The sequence below is a fragment of the Paraburkholderia caribensis genome, assembly GCF_002902945.1.
GTDB classification, from domain to species: Bacteria; Pseudomonadota; Gammaproteobacteria; order Burkholderiales; family Burkholderiaceae; genus Paraburkholderia; species Paraburkholderia caribensis.
In genome coordinates, this window is sequence record NZ_CP026102.1 from 821,489 (window position 1) to 840,592 (window position 19,104).

The 19,104-nt window shown below is 62.4% G+C and carries 16 protein-coding genes and 1 pseudogene; 4 read left to right on the forward strand and 13 right to left on the reverse strand.

The annotated features are described in order from the left end of the window. Positions 1-7: 7 nt before the first annotated feature. Both ilvD and C2L66_RS20200 read left to right on the forward strand, forming a co-directional pair. Positions 8-1,867, forward strand: coding sequence for a dihydroxy-acid dehydratase (gene ilvD / locus C2L66_RS20195; protein ID WP_060603430.1), 1,860 nt, complete (start codon positions 8-10; stop codon positions 1,865-1,867). 236 nt (positions 1,868-2,103) lie between these two features. Further along, on the forward strand, positions 2,104-3,375 hold the full coding sequence (locus tag C2L66_RS20200) for an IS256 family transposase (RefSeq protein ID WP_409372583.1): 1,272 nt from the start codon (positions 2,104-2,106) through the stop codon (positions 3,373-3,375). Positions 3,376-4,122: 747 nt separating this feature from the next. Here C2L66_RS20200 and C2L66_RS20205 read toward each other — a convergent pair. Beyond that, positions 4,123-5,229 carry a TIGR03118 family protein gene (locus tag C2L66_RS20205; protein WP_060606847.1) on the reverse strand — a complete coding sequence of 369 codons (1,107 nt, stop codon included), beginning with the start codon at positions 5,227-5,229 and terminating at the stop codon, positions 4,123-4,125. 337 nt (positions 5,230-5,566) lie between these two features. Here C2L66_RS20205 and C2L66_RS20210 point away from each other — a divergent pair, with 337 nt between their 5' ends. Further along, positions 5,567-6,886 (forward strand): phthiocerol/phthiodiolone dimycocerosyl transferase family protein, encoded by a 1,320-nt coding sequence (locus C2L66_RS20210; RefSeq protein ID WP_060603427.1) that lies wholly within the window; start codon positions 5,567-5,569, stop codon positions 6,884-6,886. Between the two features lie 32 nt (positions 6,887-6,918). Here C2L66_RS20210 and C2L66_RS20215 read toward each other — a convergent pair whose 3' ends face one another. From C2L66_RS20215 to C2L66_RS20225, 3 genes and pseudogenes are all read right to left on the reverse strand, one after another. Further along, on the reverse strand, positions 6,919-7,317 hold the full coding sequence (locus C2L66_RS20215; protein WP_060603424.1) for a hypothetical protein: 399 nt from the start codon (positions 7,315-7,317) through the stop codon (positions 6,919-6,921). Between the two features lie 76 nt (positions 7,318-7,393). Continuing rightward, positions 7,394-8,343, reverse strand: a pseudogene (locus C2L66_RS20220) (sulfonate ABC transporter substrate-binding protein). A gap of 13 nt (positions 8,344-8,356) precedes the next feature. Further along, complete coding sequence (locus C2L66_RS20225) at positions 8,357-9,184, reverse strand: MetQ/NlpA family lipoprotein (protein ID WP_054932487.1); 828 nt, start codon at positions 9,182-9,184, stop codon at positions 8,357-8,359. A gap of 451 nt (positions 9,185-9,635) precedes the next feature. Between C2L66_RS20225 and C2L66_RS20230 the strand changes: the two genes are divergently transcribed. Next, on the forward strand, positions 9,636-9,896 hold the full coding sequence (locus C2L66_RS20230; protein WP_060603420.1) for a hypothetical protein: 261 nt from the start codon (positions 9,636-9,638) through the stop codon (positions 9,894-9,896). A gap of 30 nt (positions 9,897-9,926) precedes the next feature. Here C2L66_RS20230 and C2L66_RS20235 read toward each other — a convergent pair whose 3' ends face one another. From C2L66_RS20235 to C2L66_RS20275, 9 genes are all read right to left on the reverse strand, one after another. Next, the gene (locus tag C2L66_RS20235) at positions 9,927-10,682 is read right to left on the reverse strand and encodes a COG4705 family protein (protein ID WP_054932485.1); all 756 of its coding nucleotides are present in this window, start codon (positions 10,680-10,682) and stop codon (positions 9,927-9,929) included. A gap of 160 nt (positions 10,683-10,842) precedes the next feature. After that, positions 10,843-12,120, reverse strand: coding sequence for an ATP-binding protein (locus C2L66_RS20240; RefSeq protein ID WP_233445018.1), 1,278 nt, complete (start codon positions 12,118-12,120; stop codon positions 10,843-10,845). Positions 12,121-12,291: 171 nt separating this feature from the next. Next, on the reverse strand, positions 12,292-13,203 hold the full coding sequence (locus C2L66_RS20245; RefSeq protein WP_054932484.1) for a LysR family transcriptional regulator: 912 nt from the start codon (positions 13,201-13,203) through the stop codon (positions 12,292-12,294). Positions 13,204-13,268: 65 nt separating this feature from the next. Further along, entirely contained in the window at positions 13,269-14,519 is a 1,251-nt protein-coding gene (locus tag C2L66_RS20250; protein ID WP_060603413.1) for an acyl-CoA dehydrogenase family protein, read from the reverse strand. 934 nt (positions 14,520-15,453) lie between these two features. Then, positions 15,454-16,218 carry an SDR family oxidoreductase gene (locus C2L66_RS20255; RefSeq protein WP_054932493.1) on the reverse strand — a complete coding sequence of 255 codons (765 nt, stop codon included), beginning with the start codon at positions 16,216-16,218 and terminating at the stop codon, positions 15,454-15,456. Positions 16,219-16,260: 42 nt separating this feature from the next. Beyond that, positions 16,261-17,289 carry a phosphotransferase gene (locus C2L66_RS20260; protein ID WP_054932492.1) on the reverse strand — a complete coding sequence of 343 codons (1,029 nt, stop codon included), beginning with the start codon at positions 17,287-17,289 and terminating at the stop codon, positions 16,261-16,263. 25 nt (positions 17,290-17,314) lie between these two features. Then, positions 17,315-17,989: a histidine phosphatase family protein gene (locus tag C2L66_RS20265; RefSeq protein ID WP_054932482.1), complete on the reverse strand. Its 675-nt coding sequence runs from the start codon at positions 17,987-17,989 to the stop codon at positions 17,315-17,317. A 235-nt stretch (positions 17,990-18,224) separates the two neighbouring features. Beyond that, complete coding sequence (locus tag C2L66_RS20270; RefSeq protein ID WP_007587337.1) at positions 18,225-18,458, reverse strand: hypothetical protein; 234 nt, start codon at positions 18,456-18,458, stop codon at positions 18,225-18,227. A gap of 89 nt (positions 18,459-18,547) precedes the next feature. Then, positions 18,548-19,012, reverse strand: coding sequence for an Lrp/AsnC family transcriptional regulator (locus tag C2L66_RS20275; protein WP_036001241.1), 465 nt, complete (start codon positions 19,010-19,012; stop codon positions 18,548-18,550). Between the last annotated feature and the right edge of the window lie 92 nt (positions 19,013-19,104).

The window sequence follows — 19,104 nt, forward strand, 5'->3', positions numbered from 1 at the left end:
AACCACGATGCCCGCATACCGTTCCAAAACCTCCACCGCCGGCCGCAACATGGCTGGGGCGCGCTCGCTGTGGCGCGCCACCGGCATGAAAGACGAAGACTTCTCGAAGCCGATCATCGCGGTGGTCAATTCGTTCACCCAGTTCGTGCCGGGTCACGTGCACCTGAAGGACCTGGGCCAACTCGTCGCGCGTGAAATCGAAGCCGCGGGCGGCGTAGCCAAGGAATTCAACACCATCGCCGTCGACGACGGCATTGCAATGGGTCACGACGGCATGCTGTATTCGCTGCCGAGCCGCGACATTATCGCGGACTCCGTCGAATACATGGTCAACGCGCACTGTGCCGACGCGATGGTGTGCATCTCCAATTGCGACAAGATCACCCCGGGCATGCTGATGGCCGCGATGCGGCTGAACATTCCCGTGATCTTCGTGTCCGGCGGCCCGATGGAAGCGGGCAAGACGCGCCTAGCGAATCCGAAGACGGGCACCATCGAGTTCAAGAAGCTCGACCTGGTAGACGCGATGGTGATCGCGGCCGACCAGTCCTATTCGGACGCCGACGTGGCCGAAGTGGAACGCTCGGCTTGCCCGACCTGCGGTTCGTGCTCGGGCATGTTCACGGCCAATTCGATGAACTGCCTGACGGAAGCACTGGGCCTTTCGCTGCCGGGCAACGGCACGGTGGTCGCGACGCACGCGGACCGCGAGCAGCTGTTCAGGCGCGCGGGCCGCCGTGTGGTCGAACTGGCGCGCCAGTACTACGAGAACGAAGACGCGCGCGTCCTGCCGCGTTCGGTCGGCTTCAAGGCGTTCGAGAACGCGATGACGCTCGACATCGCGATGGGCGGCTCGACCAATACGATCCTGCACCTGCTCGCCATCGCGCGTGAGGCGGAGATCGACTTCACGATGACGGACATCGACCGTCTGTCGCGCATCGTGCCGCAGCTCTGCAAGGTGGCGCCCAACACGAACAAGTACCACATCGAAGACGTGCATCGCGCGGGCGGCATCATGGCCATCCTCGGCGAACTGGACCGCGCGGGCAAGCTGCACACCGACGTGCCGACCGTGCACGCGGCGACGCTCAAGGATGCGCTGAGCCAGTGGGACATCGCGCTCACCGACGACGAAGCCGTCAAGACGTTCTATATGGCGGGTCCTGCTGGCATTCCGACGCAGGTCGCGTTCAGCCAGAACACGCGCTGGCCGAGTCTGGATCTGGACCGTGCGGAGGGCTGCATTCGTTCGTACGAGCATGCGTTTTCGAAGGAAGGCGGCTTGGCCGTTCTGACGGGCAACATTGCGCGCGACGGTTGCGTGGTGAAAACGGCGGGTGTGGACGAGAGCATTCTCGTGTTCGAAGGTTCGGCGCATGTGACGGAGTCGCAGGATGAGGCAGTGGAGAACATCCTCAACGACAAGGTCAAGGCGGGCGATATCGTGATCGTGCGTTACGAAGGGCCCAAGGGTGGTCCCGGCATGCAGGAGATGCTGTACCCGACGAGCTATATCAAGTCGAAGGGGCTCGGCAAGGCCTGCGCGCTGTTGACGGACGGGCGCTTTTCGGGCGGCACGTCGGGGCTGTCGATTGGGCACTGTTCGCCGGAAGCGGCGGCGGGTGGCGCAATCGGGCTCGTGCGTGATGGCGATCGCATTCGTATCGATATTCCGAACCGTACGATCGACGTGCTGCTGTCGGATGAAGAACTCGCGCGTCGCCGCGAGGAGCAGAATGCGAAGGGCTGGAAGCCAGCCAAGCCGCGTCCGCGGAAGGTGTCAGCTGCGCTGAAGGCCTATGCGAAGCTGGTGATGTCGGCGGACAAGGGCGCGGTGAGGGATTTGTCGTTGCTGGAGGATTGATTCTGGCTGGTGCCGGGTTGGGGTTGGGGTTGGGGTTGGGGTTGGTTTGCATTTGCTTTCGCTGGCATCCGCGATGCGTTATCTAGCTTCATGCGTCGCCCCTGTGCGGGGCGGCACCTACTTTTCTTTGCCGCCGCAAAGAAAAGTAGGCAAAAGAAAGCGGCTCACACCGCCAGCACTGGGCCTATCCGTCATTTTGTGGGCGAGGCATATCATGAGAGGTAAAAGTCATGGATATGCCAATGAAGAAGAAACGCACGGTGGCGTCTCAGGCAGCGGCCCGAGGGCCGCTGCCTGAACTGCCCAAAGCACTGCTGGACGAGCTGGTCAAGGGGCCGATGACGCCGACCGAGGTGCAGGATCTGATGCTGGCGTTTAACAAGGCGATTATCGAACGCGCGATGGGTGCGGAGATGAATCTGCATCTGGGGTATCCACCGGGCGAATCCAAACCCGCTGGCCAGGCCAACGAGCGCAACGGCGCCAGCCGCAAGACGGTCATCACCGATCGTGGCGTCGTCCGGGTCGAGTTGCCGCGCGACCGCGACGGCAGCTTCGAGCCGATCCTGATCCCCAAACACGAACGCCGCTTCACCGGCTTTGACGAGCGCATCATCGCGATGTACGCGCGTGGCATGAGCGTGCGCGAGATCCAGGCCTTTCTGGCCGAGAGCTACGGCACCGAGGTGTCGCCCGATTTCATCAGCTCGGTCACCGACGAGGTGATGGCCGAAACGCTGGCCTGGCAGAACCGTCCGCTCGAGACGATGTATCCGGTGGTCTTCTTCGACGCGTTGCGGGTCAAGATCCGCGATGACGGTGTGGTCAGCAACAAGGCGGTGTATCTGGCTCTGGGCATTCAGGCGGACGGCCAGCGCGATGTGCTGGGCCTGTGGATTGAGCAGACCGAGGGCGCGAAGTTCTGGCTCAAGGTGTTCAACGAACTCAAGACCCGCGGCTGCCAGGACATCCTGATTGCGGTCGTTGACGGCCTGAAGGGGCTGACCGACGCGATCGGCGCAGCTTACCCGAAGACGGCGGTGCAGACCTGCATCGTGCATCTGATCCGCAACAGCCTGGAATACGCTGGCTGGAAGGACCGCAAGGCTGTCGCCCAGGCGCTGCGTCCGATCTACGCAGCTGCCAGCGAAGAGGCAGCGAAGCAGGCTCTGCAGGCCTTTGCTGATGGGCCATGGGGCGCGAAATACCCGACTATCGTGCAGTCCTGGCAGCGCGCCTGGGAGCACGTCACGCCGTTCTTCGTGTTTCCACCCGAGATCCGGCGGGTCGTGTACACCACGAACGCCATTGAGAGTCTGAACATGCAGTTGCGCAAGATCATCAAGACCCGCGGTCACTTCCCCAATGACGAGGCTGCAATCAAGCTACTCTGGCTGGCATTGCGCAACGTCCTGGCCAAAAACGTGCGCTCAGCCTTCGACTGGAAGTCAGCCATGAACCAGTTTGCTATTCTGTTTGGCGATCGATTTACGCAGGCGCGCGGCTAACGATTCCTTTAACCGCCTCGCCCACAAAAATGCGGACAGGCTCCCAGCACTAGTTCTTGCCTGAGGGCCCCCAAAGGTTCTTACACTTCAAACGGCAATCACGTCATTCGCTCCCGTTGCCAACGCTCTGAATGAGCGCCTCACCCGCTTCACCCACCCGTGTTTCAGCACACCGCGCCAGCCAGTCCACCGCCGCCCAGGTGGCAAACTGTGTGTCGGCCCTCGGTGCTCCACACGCTTCACTCCAGACCGATAGCGCATGCATCTCACCCTGTAAGAGCGCCAGGCTATACGACGCGACAACCTACACACAGTTTGCCACCTGGGCGGCACATACCGTTCGCTGCCGCCAACCCTTGTACGGGTGTCTGAAGCGGGTGAGGCGCCTGTTTGAAGCGTTGGCGACGGGCACCAGCCAGGGCGTTGCCGAGTGAAGCGTGGGGACGTTGGGGGCCCGTGGATAAGAACAAGGGCTGGCGGTGTGAGCCGCTTTCTTTTGCCTACTTTTCTTTGCGGCGGCAAAGAAAAGTAGGTGCCGCCCCGCACAGGGGCGACGCGTGAAGCGAGCTAACGTAAAGCGGATGCCAGCGCAAACACCGGCAAACCACCCAGCGTCGCAGACAACGAAAACCAAAACCAAAACCAAAACCAAAACCGGATGCCACTCAGCACAAAGGCGGACGCCTGAATCACGCTAACAACTCGCGGACGCGAACAGCAAAGCAAGCGAACCACAATCAAAAACCTTCAGTTCCCCGCCGCATCAATGCGCCCGAACACCCCACTCGTCTTGCTCGGCCCCGCCGCATAGAACAACGTATTCTTCGGCTGATTATCGACATCATTCCCGAAGCTGATCCCCCACAGCCCCTGCTGCGCAAACGGCTGTCCATCATGCAACATAAGCTTTCCAAGATCCTTCGCACTGTTCGGATCGAACGCCTCAATCGTGCCGTCGCCGAAATTCCCCACCAGCAAATCGTTGCTCAACGTACCAAAGTTCGCGGGTGCCTGCGCAAGGCCCCACGGCGCATTCAGTACGCCGCCCATCCCAGCGAACTGCCTGACGAAGTGGCCGCTGAGATCGAACTCGTCGAGCACGCCCAGCCCTGCGCCCACAACCTGCGCGCTGGCCGTCGCGTTCTGCTTCGCGTAGCTGACAAAGATGTTGTTGCCGATCGCCTGAATGCCGAACGGCGCAAAGCCTGCCGGCAGCGTCGGGTCCTTGAACTGTCCGTCGAGCTGGACCTTCGTGAACGCGGTATTGAACACGTCGATCTTGCCGTTGTGAAAGTCCGCCGCGTACAGCAGGTTCTGACCGTTCACGGCGGCCGCCGTCAATCCCTTGTAATTGGCGCCTGCGCTGCCGTCGTCGAATGCAGTCACGGCCTGCGTCGGCAGCACTTTCGGCGACCAGGCGGCGATCGTGCCGGCGTCAGTGGCCCAGATGAAGACGGCACTGCTGCTGTTGCCGCCGCCGCTAATGGTGAAATCCGTCGTCGAATTGAAGATGATCCCCGTCGGTCCCGCGGGGCCGTTCTTGCCATCGGGAATCGTCACGACGAGCGATTGCACGACGCCATTGCCGTCGTACAGCGTCGACTTGTGAGTCGTGTTGTCCGACACCCAGAAGGTGCCTTTCGGATTGAACGCCACGCCCCAGCCGTTTTGCAGGTTCGGATCGGTATGTGCGGCGGCGATGCTGCCGTCGGAAACCAGTGCTGTCGACGTAAACGGGCTGGCGGGCGGTGCGGACGGCGCGGGCGAATCGTTTCCGCCGCCGCATGCCGCGAGGCCGGCCGCCAGAGCGCTGGCGAGTGCGATTGCGAATAAAGGTCTACAGGTCTTCATCATCGACTTCCTCATTCGTTGTGATGCATGTAGATAGGATCGCTAATAAAAAGAACTGGGATGTTCTCGATCGATCAAAATGGTCCCGATTGAGCCAGGACCTCTCTACATAACAACTGCCGCGGCCTGCCTATTCCAAGGTTTTTGCGCTTGAACCGTTCGAGCATTGCATCCAGTCCCGCCTTCGCATCCGACGATGCGACTTCGCAGCGCGCACTGAAATGCGAAGCGCCAGCTGCTATTCACCAGAGCATCGGAATTTCGGACGCGTTGATGGAATAAGCGGAATTCGTCAGGCGTTCTTCGAAGTACTACCGCCAACGAAACATGGAAGGACCTTATGAATTCATTAGCCGAACCCGTCATGATCCGCGCCGCGCGTTCGCTGGGTGCAATGGAAAAGTTCTTTTATCTGTTGAATCAGAGTCATCCAAATCATTTCGCCATGATCGGCGAGGTGTCGGGGCCCACGCGCGTTCATCAGTGGCAGGATGCGCTCGATCTGGTCGCGCACCATTCGCCGCTCGTGTGGTCGCGTGTCGAGCGGGACATCAACGGCACGCCCGCATTCGTGCCCGTGCCGCATGGTTCGGTCCCGATGAAAGTGGCGGCGGTGGGTTCGACAAACTGGACGGACGAAGTCGCCGCGCAAATCGCGCAACCTTTTGATGAACTGCATCCGCCGCTGCTGCGCGCGACGCTGCTGCACGGCGAATCACGTTCGGTCATCGTGCTCGTCGCGCATCATTCGGTCGGTGACGGGCTGTCGCTGACGTCGTTGCTCGGCGATCTGTTGCGTGCGGTAGCGGGCGAAAATCTGATGCGCAGCAGCGAGACGAGGGCACTCGAGCGTTTGATCGAACTGAAGCATGGCGCGCCGAAACTCCCTTCGAGCGCGCCGGTGCCGTTGGATGAGCCCATGCGCGCGCCGCTGGAGATGCGGCGGCCGGACGGTTCGGCGCCGCATGTCGAGTCGCTGCGTCTGACCTCCACGATGACGCGCGCGCTGCGCGAGCGCGCGAGGGCGGAGCGTACCTCGGTTCAGTCGGCGCTGATCGCGGCGTTCACGCGGGCAATGTGCTTTCTGAAGGCAGGCGCGCAGAAGGAACTGCGCGTGCTATCACCCATCGATTTGAGGCGTCGCCTGCTCGACGGCAGCGATCATCTTGCGATGTGCGCAAGCGGTGTCGTTCACGCCGACGACAGTCCGCGCGACGCGAGCCTGTGGAGCCGCGCGCGCCACGCCGCACAGGCGTTCGCCGATATCGAGTCGACGGAGGTACTGGCGGAGCGCGTGCTGACGGCACATGCGCTGCTCGACACGGTGAATGGAACGGCCGACGCCAAAGCCGTTTTCGCGCAGGCATTCGCGAACGATGCAGTGGTCACGAATCTCGGCGTCGTGAATCTGCCGAGGCGCTTCGGCCCGCTCACGCTCGACGCGGTCTGGGGGCCTTCGGTTTCGGTGGGTGTCGTCGACGAACAGGTGATCGGCGCGGCGACGTTCGGCGGGCAACTGCATCTGGTGCATACGAGCTATATGCCCGTGCTGGGGTTGCTCGACCAGATGGTGGCGGAGATCACGGCGGCGCTAACCAACGAGAACGCGAACGAAAACGCGATCCAAAATGCGGACCAAAGCGAGGCCGCCCGCGAATAAAGTTTTCGACGCGAAGGGGAGGGGCGGCGAACTCAATCGTCGCAGCGCACGTCCTTCTTCTGCACGACGATAATCACGGGATACGTCTGGCCATGTTCGAGTTCGATGCGCGCGACCACCGACATCGTCGCGCTGTCGATATCGTCGTACACGCTCACCTTTTCCTTGCGAAGATTCTCGACGCCGACGCAGCCGGTTGCGCGCCCTTCGTCGTTCACCTGGCATTGGATCGGGTGCTCGGAAATGTAGCGATAGCGGTCGCGGTCGGGTGTCGCGAGATATTCACGCATGCTGTCAGCCGCGCCGCCGACGCCCGTCACATAGCCAATCGCGCAACTGAGGTTATCGTTCGCGCCGGAGTCCGCGGCAATCGCAGCCGTGCTCGCGACGGCGATTGCCGCCGCGAGTGTCGATGCAGGAAGGAATTTCATCGCGCAGTGTGCCTCGCAGTGTGCCTGTTACGATCGAAGTGCTGGATTGTAACGGCAACGCGCGAAACGGGTCTTGCTACGCGAGGTCAGGCGGTGCGGCCTTCAGCACGTCCACATGCTTTGGAATCAGCCCAAGGTCGAGGAACGTATCCGCAATCTGCTGCTGCTCGGCGAGGATCGCGCGCGTGATGGGCTGCGTGCCGAACTGCTGACGCGCCACGGCCACATCGACGACGGTCTTGGGCAAGCCCCACAACTGCGCGAGCTCGCCAGTTGATCCTTGTTGTGCGCGCCCCACTCATCGACCTTGCCGAGTTCCTCGATCACGATGCGGATCACGTCGGCATTTTTCGCGGCATACGTCTGCGACGAAAAGTAGTACGCGCGATTGCCGACCACGCCGCTCGCATCGGCAACCACGCGAGCGCCGAGCGTTTTCTCCGCTGCGGCGAAGAACGGGTCCCAGATGACCCATGCGTCGATGGAGGCACGCTCGAACGCGGCGCGCGCGTCGGCAGGGGCGAGGAACACGAGGTTCACGTCGCCGTACTGCAAGCCGTGCTGACGCAGCAGCTTCACCAGAAAGTAGTGGACGTTGCTGCCTTTGTTGAGCGCGATCCGCTTTCCCTTCAGGTCCGCGACCGTGCGGATGGGCGAATTCGGCGGCACGAGCACGGCTTCGGATTGTGGCCGCGTCACCGTCGCTCCCACATACGCGAGCGGCGCACCCGCCGCCTGGGCGAAAATGGGCGGCGCTTCGCCGACGTCGCCGAAGTCGATCGAACCGACGTTCAGCGCTTCCAGTTGCACGGGGCCTGCGGAGAACTCCGTCCAGCTCACGGATACGTTGAGGGGCGCGAGCCGCTTTTCGAGCGTGCCGCGTCCCTTCAGCAGATTCAGATAACCCTTCTGATTGCCGATGCGCAGCGTGCGCGGCGAACCCTGCGCGAAGGCGGCGGGCGCGGCCGCCGCCGCGGCAGCGGCGAGCGACTGTTTCAGGAACGAACGTCGGTTGGTCATGGACATGGCGTGCGCCCGCTTAGTGCTGCGGTGCGCCGTCCCATGCGGGCAGCGTGGCGCCGTGATAGACGGTCAGGATCGACGAAGCGACATTGGCCTGCTGGTAGCTGTCGACCAGCGTCTTCACCCAGGCCGCCTTCGCATCCTTGGCGTTGACCGCGATGAAGTTGCGATACGGGTTGCCCGGCACCTTCTCCTGCGCAATGCGTTCCTGCGGAATCTGGATGCCCGCCTTGATCGCCCAGTCGGTGTTGACGACGGCAGCGTCCACGTCGCTGATCGCGCGGCCGACGATGCCCGCGTCGAGTTCCTTGATCTGGATGTGCTTCGGATTCTCCGCGATGTCGCGGGCGGTGGGCAGCAGGCCGACGTCGGGGCGCAGCTTGATGAGCCCGTTGGCCTGCAACAGCAGCAGCGCGCGGCCTTCGTTGCTCGGGTCGTTCGGCACGCCGATGGTTGCGTTTTGCGGCAGCGCCGCGACCGACTTCACCTTGCGCGAATAGAGACCGATCGGCTGCACATAGGTGAAGCCGACAGGCACGATGTCATAGTGGCGCGCGGCGATCTGCGCATCGAGATACGGCTTGTGCTGGAACGAGTTGGCGTCGAGGTCGTGTTGCGCGAGCGCCTCGTTGGGTTGCGTGTAGTCGGAGAAAGTCGTGATCTTGACCTTGATGCCGTGCTTCGCCGCGTTGGCCGCGACGGCGCGCCACACGTCCTCGTCTTCGCCGGACATGATGCCGACGCGCACCGTCTGGTCTGCGGCGAGCGCCGCTTGTGCGCTCACGATCCCGCATGTCAGCAGAATGGAGAAAAGTGCGGCCTTGAGCGTCCTGGTTGTTTTCATGATTCAGAAGTCATCGGTTGAAGATGCCGAGATCGTAGAGAGCCGCTCGGGGCCGCGCAAATAATATCGAGCGCTATCGTTATCGCGTATGAGCGCAAGGGTTTCAAGGCGGGGTTCCGAAGTAGCAGAGTGCGAGCGCGGCCGCTGTCGTCGTCAGGAAGTCGCGCAGAACGCGCGACTGCGTGAAGGAGGTGAAGCGTCGAATCCGTGCCATAGATCGCCCTCTCGCCCGGCTGTGATCGAAGCCTTCAATCTAGCGAAGCGGAGCGCGCGAGCGAACCAATCAATGGTCAGAATCAAAGCAGTTCCGGCGCTTTGGGCGCCGTTTGCGGTATGTGGACCGCCGGGCACGCGGCGCGGTCCAGCGCGCGCCGGCTTCGAATGAGTGAGCAATTTGCCGGTGGCGGGTTGACCTAATATTGGGTGGGCAACAGTCACGGGAGGCCATGCAATGCCGTCAACGCCCGCTATCGCGTATGTGCTGGTTGTGCGGGTTGTGCTGGTCACGGCGGCTGGCGCCGCGACAGCGCACGCGGCCGACGCCGCCGCTCCCGTCGACACCGCGGCAAGCGAACCCAAAACGCTCAAGGAGCGTCTGGGCGACAAGGCAAGCGACGACCAGCGCGTCGACAACTGCAAGGTGCCCGTCGCGGAGCGTGGCAGCAAGCTGCGCCCGGACGACTGCCAGCACGGGCGCAGCGCTGCAAACTAGCGCGGCTGCGTGGGCTTTGGTTTCATGAAGCTAGTGCGACACCTTCGCTGGCCGCTGCCGAAAGAGTGTTCCGCAAACCAGAATGAACAGGACGAGTGCGATTGATGCGCCATAGCGGCTCATGGCGAGACCGCCGTTCGCGATGGGCTTGTCGAGGAAATCGCCGACCACGGCGCCGAGCGGACGCGTCAGGATGAACGCGGCCCAGAACAGCAAGGTGCGCGGTATCCGTGTCGCGTAGTACGCGATGACGAGCGCCAGCAGCAGGCCGCCGTAGATCAGCGCCGCGCCGGCATAGCCGAGACCTTCGGTGTCGGCTGTCCAGTCGCCGAGCGCGGTGCCGAGCGTCTGCGAAAACATGATCGTCAGCCAGTAGAACATTTCGGCCTTCGAGGACGAGACGGTCGTCACGGAGACCGACCCCATGGTTCGATACCAGACCAGCAGCGAGGCGAGCAGCAGGCCCAGCAGCAACGCGCTGCCGCCCGCGTAGCCGATGCCCAGCGAGCGATCGGCAAAATCGGCGAGGGTCGTGCCGACCGTGGTCGTCGCGATGATCGTGATCCAGTACAACACGGGATTGAAGCGGTCCGCCTTGATCTGCGCGGTCACGGCGACCAGAAATATGACGCCGAAGATCAGCGTGCTGACGAGATAGCCGAGGCTCATCGACATCGAGGCGGCATCGCCGCCCGTTTCGCCGAGCGTGGTGGCGGCAATCTTGATGATCCAGAACGCGAGCGTGACCTCGGGGACTTTGACGACGGCGTTGTTCGGTTTTTCCATGGCGTCGGGCGTGAAAGCGGGTGAAGGGCGCGCCGCGTCGAGCGTGGTGTTTCGATGCTGCAACGCGGCACAAAGGCCACAGATTAGGGGGCGTCTGCTTAAGAGAGCCTTATTTCTTCAGCTTTCGACCGCGCGGCATCCGCCATGAAAACCGCGCGCGTCAATTCAGGCGGGCCTTGGGCCTGGACACGAACACGCGCGCCCACAGTCCGCCTTCGGGATGATTGCCGAGCTTGAGTTTCGCGCCGCAATGCTGCGCGAGCCGGCCGACGATCGCAAGCCCGAGTCCCCAATGCTCGCCGTGCGTCATGTGCGGCTCGCTGCTTTCGCCGCCCGTTTCGTTCGACGCGAGACGCACGAAGGGCTGCGTCGCCGCGGCCAGGTCGCTCGCGCTGATGCCCTTGCCGTGATCGCGCACGCTCAGCATCCACGTGCGCACGCCGCGCGCCGTGCAGATTTCGACGGGCGGCGCGCCGTGCGCGAGCGCATTGCCGACCAGATTGCCGACGAGCCGCTCCAGCGCGTCGCGCGGCAGCTTGAAGTCCGCGCCCGCATTCAGGCGCAGCACGATCTGCGCATTGTCGAGCGTGGCGCCGTGCACGAAGCGGTCGTGCAGCCATGCATCGACGCACACCTGCGCCGCCTGCGTTTCGCTGCGCCCCACGACGTCGACGAACTGACGCGCGACGTTCGAGAACAGATCGATATCTTCGATGAACCCCACGCGCCTGTGCCATTGCGCGACGTTCAGCGCACGCGTACGCAAGCGGGCGACGCGCGCGTCGATCTGCCGGGAGAAGGCGGCGAGCGCCGTCGACTGTTCATCCAGTGCCCGGCTGTGGCGGCCCATCAGGTCGTTCAACGCGCGCGCGAGCACGCGCACGTCGCACACGCCGCGATCGGGCGCGCGCAGCGCGGTGCCGCCTGCGTCCGCGTGGCGCGCCAGCTGCGCGAGCTCGCGCAGGTTGCGGCGCATCTGGCTGAACCAGTAGGCGCACAGCGCGATCAACGCGGCAGGCAGTGACAGGATCAGCGGCGCGAAACGCGGGTCGTACGCGTAGGAGAGGGGTGCGTAGTCCCAGCTATCGGGAGATTCGGTGTCGGCCAGTGCGAGCGCGCTCATTGATTTGGACAATGAGGTGGTCAATGAGGCGGACATCGGCGCGGCGTTCCACACGGCGGCGCGCAGGCTGGGCGTGACGGGCGCGCCGAGATCGACGATGTGCGGACGGATCGACAGCGCGGGGCTGATGCCTGCTGCGTCGGCTGTATCGAGGAAGGTGTCTTCGCGCGCGGCGTAGGACGCGCCCGCTTGCGGCGTGCTGGAAGGAAAGCCGTCGGCGGCTAAAGAAATCGACTCGATCAGCCGATAACCGACATGCACGGTAAGCAACATCGCCACCGATAACAGCACCGTTCGTGCGAACAAGGTATTCACGTCTTTCTCTACGTCGATGATTCGCTCAGGTCGCGCCGCAAGGCGCACGCGCGCCTGCGGATTCAAGCGATGATCGCCGCAAGAGGCTGTTTCCAAAACGCGGAACAGCCGTGAAAAGAGGCCTTTCCTTACCAGATGTTGCCGCCGCCGTCGCTGATGTGCGGCAATGCTCTACACGCTGCCCGCCTCGGCCATTTCCATCATCAGCCGGATCACTTCGCCGCGCACCCAACGGTTCGCCTGGTCCTGCTCGCCGCTGCGATGCCAGTACAGATGCCATTCGAGTTTCGCGAGCGGGAACGGCAGCGGCAGAATGCGCGCGTCGTAGCGTTGCAGTAGTTGCACGGGCGCGGTGAGCGCGAGATCGGTGCGCAGCGCGATGAGCGGCGCGACCATGTAGTGCTGCACGCGCATCTGCAACTGGCGGCGCTTGCCGAGCTTGTGCAGTTCGGCATCGACGAGGCCGCTGCCCTGGCGGCGGCTCGATACCTGAATGTGGCCGAGCGCGAGATAGTCGTCCATGGTCAGCGTGTCGCCCGCGAACGGATGATCGTGGCGCAGCATGCACGCGTAGCGGTCGCTGCCAAGCGGCATCTGATGCAGTTGCGGATCGTCGATGAGAGGCACGTCGATTGCGAAGTCGATCTTGCCTGTCGCGAGCGCGGCGGCCACTTCGCTGCGCGGCGTGAAATAGCTTTCGATGCGCATGCCGGGTGCCTGCTGCTGCAGCACTTCGCCGAGCGCGGGCAGGAGAATCGCTTCCGTCAGGTCGGGCATGCTGAGACGGAAGGTGCGCTCCGATGCGGCGGGCACGAACACGTCGCCTTCCGTTGCGCTCGTTTCCAGCAGTTGCAGCGCTTCGCGTACGCGGCCGATGATGTTCTCGGACAGGGGAGTGGGCACCATGCCCGACGGCGTGCTGACGAAGAGGGGATCGTTGAACGCCTTGCGCATGCGCGCGAGCGCATTGCTGACGGCGGGCTGCGTGATGAACAGCATGTCGGCGGCGCGCGTCAGGTTGCGTTTGTCGTAGATCGCTTCGAATACGACGAAGAGGTTGAGGTCGAGTTTGGGTGGACGCATCGCGGGGTCTCCTATCGCGAGACATGATAAGCGAGGGCACTGAGGCGTTGCGTCCGTATCTGCGTTCAGTCGCGCGGCGGCACGGTCAGGTACGCGGCGGCGGCTCCCGGCGTCGCTTTGCTTTGTGCGAGTTCCATGCGCGCGATGGCCTGCAGGTGGACTTCATCGGGACCGTCGGCGTAACGCAGCGCGCGACCCCAGGTCCAATGATCGGCGAGCGGCGTGTCGGGGCTGAGGCCCATCGCGCCGAACACCTGCATTGCGCGATCGCAGACGGTGGTGTGCAGTTGCGGAACGAGCGCCTTGATCATCGAGATTTCCTTGCGTGCCGCTTTGGCGCCGACTTCGTCGATGAGCCACGCGGTTTTCAGCACGAGCAGCCTTGCCTGATCGATTTCGATGCGCGACTTCGCGATCCATTCGCCGATCGTGCCGTGCTGATGCAGATACTTGCCGAACGTCTTGCGTTCCTGCGAGCGCTCGATCATCAGTTCGAGCGCGAGTTCCGCCGCGCCGATCGAGCGCATGCAGTGATGGATGCGCCCTGGCCCGAGCCGTGCCTGGGCGAGCGCGAAACCGCTGCCTTCTTCGCCTAGCAGGTTCGTTGCGGGGACGCGGACGTTCGTGAACGTCATTTCGCAATGCCCTTCCGGTGAGATGTGATTCATCACGGGAATGTTGCGGATCACTTTGACGCCGGGCGTTTCGGCCGGCACGAGAATCATGCTTTGTTGCTGGTGTGTTTCCGCGTCCGGGTTTGTTTTTCCCATCACGATGAAGATCTTGCAGTTCGGATGCGCGGCGTTTGTGATGAACCACTTGCGGCCGTTGATCACGTAGTCGTCGCCGTCGCGGCGGATCGATGTCGTGATGTTGGTGGCATCTGATGACGGGACGTCGGGTTCTGTCATCGCGAAGGCTGAGCGGATCGTGCCTTCCAGTAGTGGCTTGAGCCATTGCTCGCGTTGCGCGGGTGTCGCGAACATGTGGAGCAGTTCCATGTTGCCGGTGTCGGGGGCGTTGCAGTTGAAGACTTCCGGGGCCCAGGAGATGCGGCCCATGATCTCGGCGAGCGGCGCGTATTCGAGGTTCGTCAGGGCTGTGCCGGGTTCATCGTGCTTCAGGTGTGGCAGGAACAGGTTCCACAGGCCTTCTGATCTGGCTTTTGCTTTTAGCTCTTCCATGAAGGTGGCGGGGAAGCAGCCCGCATGCGTTTCGGCGAGCCACTGGGCGTGGCGGGGCACGATGTGCTCTTTCATGAAGGTGCTTATGTGGTGGCGGAGGGTTTCTACTTTTTGGCTGTAGCCGAAGTTCATGATGTGGTTCCTTTGTTTAATCTGGGTTTTAGGGTTTTAGGGTTTTAGGGTTTTAGGGTTTTAGGGTTTTAGGGTTTTAGGGTTTTAGGGTTTTAGGGTTTTAGGGTTTTAGGGTTTTAGGGTTTTAGGGTTTTGGGGTTTTGGCCTTTGCGCTGGCATCCGCGAATTGCTTTTGCTTTCGCTTTGCGCTGGCATCCGCGAATTGTTATCTAGCTTCACGCGTCGCCCCTGTGCGGGGCGGCACCTACTTTTCTTTGCCGCCGCAAAGAAAAGTAGGCAAAAGAAAGCGGCTCACACCGCCAGCGCTAATTCTTGCCTGAGGGCCCCCAAAGGTTCTTACACTTCACACGGCAACCACGTGACCCACGCTCGTTGCCAACGCTCTTGCGGTGCGCCTCACCCGCTTCACACGCGCGCACTTCAACATACCGCGCCAGCCAGTCCACCGCCGCCCAGGTGGCAAACTGTGTGTCGGCCCTCGGTGCTCCACGCGCTTCACTCCAGACCGATAGCGCACGCGTCGCACCCTGTAAGAGCGCTACCCTATACGCCGCGACAACCTACACACAGTTTGCCACCTGGGCGGCATATGCCATTCGCTGCCGTTAGCCCGGGTACGGGTGATCGGAGCGGGTGAGGTGCTTCTTCAGCGCGTTGGCAACGCGCGCGAACAGAATTGCTGGTGTGTGAAGTGTGGGGACGTTGGGGGCCCGTGGGCAAATGTCAAGAATTGGCGGTGTGAGCCGCTTTCTTTTGCCTACTTTTCTTTGCGGCGGCAAAGAAAAGTAGGTGCCGCCCCGCACAGGGGCGACGCGTGAAGCACGAAAGCAAGTCGCGGATGCCAGCGCAACGGCCGACCCCAGAACCCAGAACCCAAACCCCAAACCCAAAAACCAAAAATCACGCGCGCCCGAGCAAGGGCAGAAAAAAACCCTTAGACGGTCAGTCCTCCATCGACCACTACACACTCCCCATTCGTATAGCTAGCCGCATCAGAAACGAGATACAACACAGTCCCTGCCATTTCAGCCGGCTCCCCATGCCGCCGCAGCGGAATACTATTGACCCATTGATCATAGATATCCTTATTCTCGAACAGCGCACCAGCAAACCTGGTCCTGGTCAACCCAGGCAAAAGCGCATTAACCCGAATCCCCAACGGCCCGCATTCTCTGGCAAACGCCTTGGTCATATTGACGACAGCCGCCTTGGTAATCGAATAAATCCCTTGCATATCGCCAGGCCTTAGCGCGTTGACAGACGCCGTATTGACAATCGCGCCGCGTCCACGCTCTCTCATCAACTTGCCCGCTTCCACCGACATAAAAAAGTACCCACGCACATTCACCTCGACAGTCTTGTTATAAGCAGCAAGATCCGTATCAAGAACATGCCCAAAGTAAGGATTCGCGGCAGCGTTATTCACGAGAATATCCAGCCGCCCATATTTCTCGCGAATGTGCGCGAACGTCGCCGCAATATCCTCCATACGCCCGATGTGACACGCAAATGCTTCGGCGCGTCCGCCCGCCGCGCGGATATCCGCCGCGACACGCTCGCATTCTTCGAGCTTGCGGCTCGACACAATCACATGCGCGCCTTGCTGCGCGAGCAGCCTGGCAATCGCCTCGCCAATGCCGCGACTCGCGCCCGTCACGAGCGCAATGCGGTCCGTCAGGTCGAAAAGATTCGTGCTCAAGGTTGTCTCCTTCATGTTCTCGTCGATGTGTGTGTTCGAAGCTCACGCGATCAGATCGGCGGCAAGTTGCGCGAGCGGCTCGACCATCGCGCCAACCTCATGCGCCTGCGCACTCGATGCATTGCCTTGCAGCGCGCGCGCCTTGACACCCTGCGCAATCGACGCGAGCCGGAAGAAGCTGAACGCCAGGTAGAACGGCCAGTGATCGATCGCAGGCAACCCGCGCAACGCGCAATACTGGGCGACGATCTCTTCCTCGTCGGGCACACCCAGGACCGCGCGATCCTGTCCGCGCAACCCTGTGATATGACCGCGCGCGGGAAGCCGCAAGCACATGCAGAAGTACGCGAGATCGGCGAGCGGATTGCCGAGCGTCGACAGCTCCCAGTCGAGAATCGCGCGTACGTGTGGCGCGTCGTGCGCGAAGATCAGGTTGTCGATGCGAAAGTCGCCATGCACGAGCGATGCGCGCAGTTCATCGGCAGGGCAGTGCGCCGGCAACCAGTCGATCAGCGCTTCCATCGCATCGATGCGTCGCGTTTCGGCAGCGCGGTACTGCTTTGTCCAGACGCCAATCTGACGCTCGAAGTAATTGCCCGCGCGTCCGTAGTCGGCGAGTCCCACTGCTTGCGGATCGACGTCATGCAACGCTGCAAGCGTCCTCACGATCGACGCGTAATAGTCGCGCCGTGCGCCGCGCTCCAGTTCGGGCAGCGCCGGGTTCCAGAAGATGCGGCCGTCCTCGTAGCTCATCACGTAAAACATGCTGCCGATTACATCGCGGTCCTCGCACAGATGCCAGGCGCGCGCGACCGGCACGGGCGTATCGCCGAGCGCGCTCAGCACACGGAATTCGCGGTCGACGGCATGCGCCGATTTCAGCAGCTGTCCGGGTGGCTGGCGGCGCAGCACGTAGCGGCCGCCTGGCGCGTCGAGCAGATACGTCGGATTGGACTGCCCGCCTGCGAATTTCGTCGCGCGCAGCGGGCCGCGAAAGCCCGCGACGTGTTGCTCCAGGTAGCGTGCCAGGCGGTCGAGGTCGAGCGTGGTGTCGTGGTGATCGCAAGTCATGTCGTTCGATGCGTAATGCCCCGGATTAGCCATAGGTCTGAAAGGCGCTGCGCTGCGGATCGTCGAGATGGCCGATGCCGTTGAAGCTCGACAGATGCAACGAGTCGCGATTGAAGAAGTAATGACTGACGCTGCTGTTGCGAATCTGCATGTTGAGCGCGATGGCCGTGGCGGCGGGCGCCTGTAAGGCCTGCTGGGTCAGCGCAGCGATCACGCCACCGGAACTGACGACCAGCACGCGCTGGCCGCTGCCTTGCTGGATCGCAGCGCGGGCATCGGCGACGCGTTGCTGGAACGCGGCCCAGGTTTCGGGCGCGCGGCCGTCGAGCGCGCCTTCCGTCCACAGTTGCAGGACCTCGCGCAAAGCCTTGAAGAAATCGCGTGGACTGCGCGTGGCGCGTTCGGCCAGTGCGCTGTGCTCGTCGCCGAGCGCGCGAAACAGTGCGTGAAAGTCGTATTCGTCGAGACCGGGATGGATCTCGCAATCGATGCGGGGCACACCGAGGCCACGCCGGATCGCATCGACGGTCTGCGCATGGCGGCGCAGGGTGCCCGTCATCACGCGGTCGAACGCCATATCGCGCTGCGCGAAGTATTCGCCCAGCCAGATGCCTTGCTGCTCGCCTACGTCTGAAAGCTGGTCATAGTCGTCGGCGCCCAGAGACGCTTGGCCATGCCGTACCAGATAGAGTTCCGCCATCGCTGCTTCGCCCTGGAAGAGGTGAAGCCAGCTTAGCGGGGGTCGATGTATTTATAAAATTTATTTACTGAATCAGTCGCCATACATTTCAGTGATGGTGCCAGCCTCTTGAATCGCAACTAACCGTCAGCCTCCACCAACCCCCGCCTTCTCCGCGGCGCCCGTCAGAGGCAGCGCGACGCGCCTGCTCCGCGCGTGACGCCGCACGTCATCAGCCACCCGGCGCGTAGTCGGCTCAACGGTTGCCGTCAAGCAAATCGTTGAGGATCGTGTCGAATTCGGATTGGGCGTCTTCCAGTTCCTGCAGCGCGGCGTCGAAAGTCTGCAACGCGATCTGCGATGGACGGCCGCTGCCGTCCGGCGGGAATTGCGACTGCAGCGCGGCGAATGCCGTCTGCACCTGTTTCGTTGCGTTCAGAACGCGCTCCATGGCGCGGGTTTCTTCGGCTCGCGCTGCTGCGTGGTCCATGCCAATGCTCCGTGATTCATCATGCCGTGACGGCGAGGCGCTCACTATGCCACGACTCGCCGCGCATTTCGCGCCGCGCGTCGCAGGGTTCAACTCAAGGGCAAGCCGCCGTTCGCCTTCACCTCGCGCAGCGACAGCGACGATTCCACCGAAGTCACACCCGGCAAGCTGCGCATCTCGTCGCGCATGAACGTCCCGTAATCGTCGAGATCGCGCGCGACCACTTGCAGCACGTAATCGGCGCTGCCCGATACGTTGTGGCACGACAGGATGCGCGGAATGGCCAGCACCTCGCGCTCGAAGCGCGTCGCCGTGGCACGGTCGTGCACGGCAAAGCGCACGTACACGAACGCGACGACGCCATATCCGAGCGCCGGGCGCGACAGCATCGCGCGATACCGTTCGATAACCCCGTCGTTTTCGAGGCGCTTGAGCCGTCGCGCGCAGGGCGTTTCGCTCAGACCGACGGTTTCGGCGAGTTTCGCGTTGGACATCCGGCCGTCCGCCTGCAAAGCGGCGAGGATGGCGCGGTCTGTTTTGTCGAGTTCGATCATGTTTGGCGGAAACCTTTAGCGTAGAGGCATACTTTAGGGCAATTCTCTAATTTATAATGTTTGGTGGTAGTAAAACGCCAATATTCGCTACT